Below are 2,282 nucleotides of genomic sequence, written 5' to 3'. Positions count from 1 at the left end.
GAAACCTCGTCTGCACATGCCCCCCAATGGACGCATACGCAGACGCCGCGGAATAGGTAACCGGGCGTAGCAATCCGCGGTTTGCCCAAGCGGATTGAAATCCGAAAATGAGGGCAGCGTCCAGCGAGGCGCTGCCTCTCGTCAATTCGATGGAGGAACAATGAAACACTATGTCCTCGCAAATGATCGCGCCGACCTGGCAAAGACCGGGCCGGAGGTGCCCGAAAGAATAAAACACATCGATGTTATCCTCAGCGACACCCGGGCGCTGGCATCGGCCGAGATCGTCGTCGAGTTCTATCACGCTCTGAACAGCCTGGTCGAAAACTGCTCTTACGTCGTCAATCTCCGGGTGTCCGGAAATGACTCGGTTGGCGGGCCTCTTTATTGGGCAGGTCGGACGGCGATATTCTGGGGCGACCTGGAGAACAACTGGGACGTCTCCGGTTCGCGCAGAAGCTGGATTTCGCAAGTTCTCAACCTGTCTTCAAGGACCGTTCTGGTCGGTGGAGCTGTCCTGTTGCTGGTGCAACTGGGCAGAGCGGGCCGAAACATCGTCGCGGTTCACCCGAACTTTGCCGCGGCCGCGCTGGAAAGCGGATTGGAAAGCTGCGGTGCGGCAACCCATCTGGCCGCCGACGGGCACCCCCACAGCGCGACCAGCAGACTGAGCGCGTTGCGGTTGTTGTCCGAATTCGTGTCCTTGGATCACGGAGAGCATATTGCGGACGCATTGCGCAGCTATATCGGCCTGACCGAACCTACGCAAAAACACGAAAGCAGGTTGGCCGCCCGGTTGGTGCACAAGGCAAAAGGCGATCTTCTGGTGGTGCGCACTTTGGATGCGATGCAGGAGAACATCGAAGATCCTCTGACGATCTCCGATCTTTCCCGTTTGCTCAAAACCTCGACGCGGCAGCTGCAACGACGGTTCCTGAGCAAAACCGGAGCAAAGCTTCTTTCCACGTACAAGGAGCTTCGTCTGGAAAGGGCGCAGAACCTGTTGCAGTTCACGAACATGTCGCAGATCGAAATCTCGGCAGCCACCGGTTTTTCATCGCCCGTCGCATTGAAACGTGCGTTTCAACGCTGCTACAAAACCAGCCCGGATGATGTCCGGGACCGTCGGTTCACGGGTTCGATGGCGCCGGAAGGATCCTAGCACTTCTTCGGCTTGCGCAACCGGCGATGACATCGCGTGGGCAGTTTGCCCACGCAACACTGGTTTGGTTCACGCCGCAGCAATCTGGCTTGCCTTTTCCACCAGCACTTCGGCCTGACGGATGGAGGCGTAATCAATCAGTCGACCATCCAGCGAAACAGCGCCTTTTCCGTCTGCCTCGGCCTCGGCCATGGCAACAAGAATTCGCTGCGCCTTGATGACCTCGGCGTCGGACGGCGACATCACCTCGTTCGCCAGCGCGATCTGGCTTGGGTGAATGGCCCATTTGCCCTCGCAACCCAGAACGGCGGCACGTTTTGCGGCGGCCTTGTAACCGTCCGGGTCCTGAAAATCGCCAAAAGGCCCATCAATCGGACGCAGCCCGTTGGCGCGCGCCGCAACCACCATGCGGGCCAGAGCATAATGCCACATGTCACCCCAATGGGTCTGGCGACCGTCCTCGGGGTCCGCATCGGTCAAAACAGAGTAGTCCGGGTTCACACCACCGATGATCGTGGTTCGCGCACGGGTCGAGGCCGCATAGTCGGCCACACCGAAGTGCAAGCTTTCATTGCGCTTGGATGCTGCCGCAATCTCACTGACATTCTGCATGCCAAGCGCGGTTTCGATGATGTGTTCGAACCCGATCCGTTTTTTGTAACCCTTGGCGTCTTCGATCTGGGTCACCAGCATGTCGACCGCATACACATCTGCGGCTGTCCCGACCTTGGGGATCATGATCAGGTCCAGCCGTTCACCCGCCTGTTCGACCACATCGACGACGTCGCGGTACATGTAATGCGTGTCCAGACCGTTGATCCGAACCGACATGGTCTTGTTGCCCCAATCGATGTCGTTCAGCGCCTGAATGATGTTCCTGCGGGCCTGTTCCTTTTCATCGGGCGCGACGGCGTCTTCCAGATCAAGGAAAATGACGTCTACATCGGATTTGGCTGCCTTTTCGAACATTCCGGGTTGGCTGCCGGGCACGGCCAATTCACTTCGGTTCAGGCGTGCTGGGGCTTGGTCAATGGAATGAAAGCTCATAGGTTCGGGTCCTTCGTCTTACAGGTTCGGATAGATCGGGAATTTGGCGCAGAGGTCTGCGACCTCGGCCTTG

Annotated in this window: 2 protein-coding genes; one reads left to right on the top strand and one right to left on the bottom strand. The window is 58.3% G+C overall.

The genetic code is table 11. The features are described 5' to 3' along the window. Positions 1 to 160 precede the first annotated feature (160 nt). Entirely contained in the window at positions 161 to 1,162 is a 1,002-nt protein-coding gene (locus I9185_RS20315; RefSeq protein WP_171725211.1) for a helix-turn-helix domain-containing protein, read from the top strand. A 69-nt stretch (positions 1,163 to 1,231) separates the two neighbouring features. On the opposite strand, the gene I9185_RS20310 is transcribed toward I9185_RS20315, so the two are convergent. Next, positions 1,232 to 2,209 carry a CoA ester lyase gene (locus tag I9185_RS20310; RefSeq protein ID WP_171638647.1) on the bottom strand — a complete coding sequence of 326 codons (978 nt, stop codon included), beginning with the start codon at positions 2,207 to 2,209 and terminating at the stop codon, positions 1,232 to 1,234. Positions 2,210 to 2,282 lie beyond the last annotated feature (73 nt).

Source organism: Ruegeria sp. HKCCSP346, from assembly GCF_017872595.1.
Lineage (GTDB): Bacteria > Pseudomonadota > Alphaproteobacteria > Rhodobacterales > Rhodobacteraceae > Ruegeria.
This window is presented reverse-complemented; position numbering and strand designations above follow the sequence as displayed.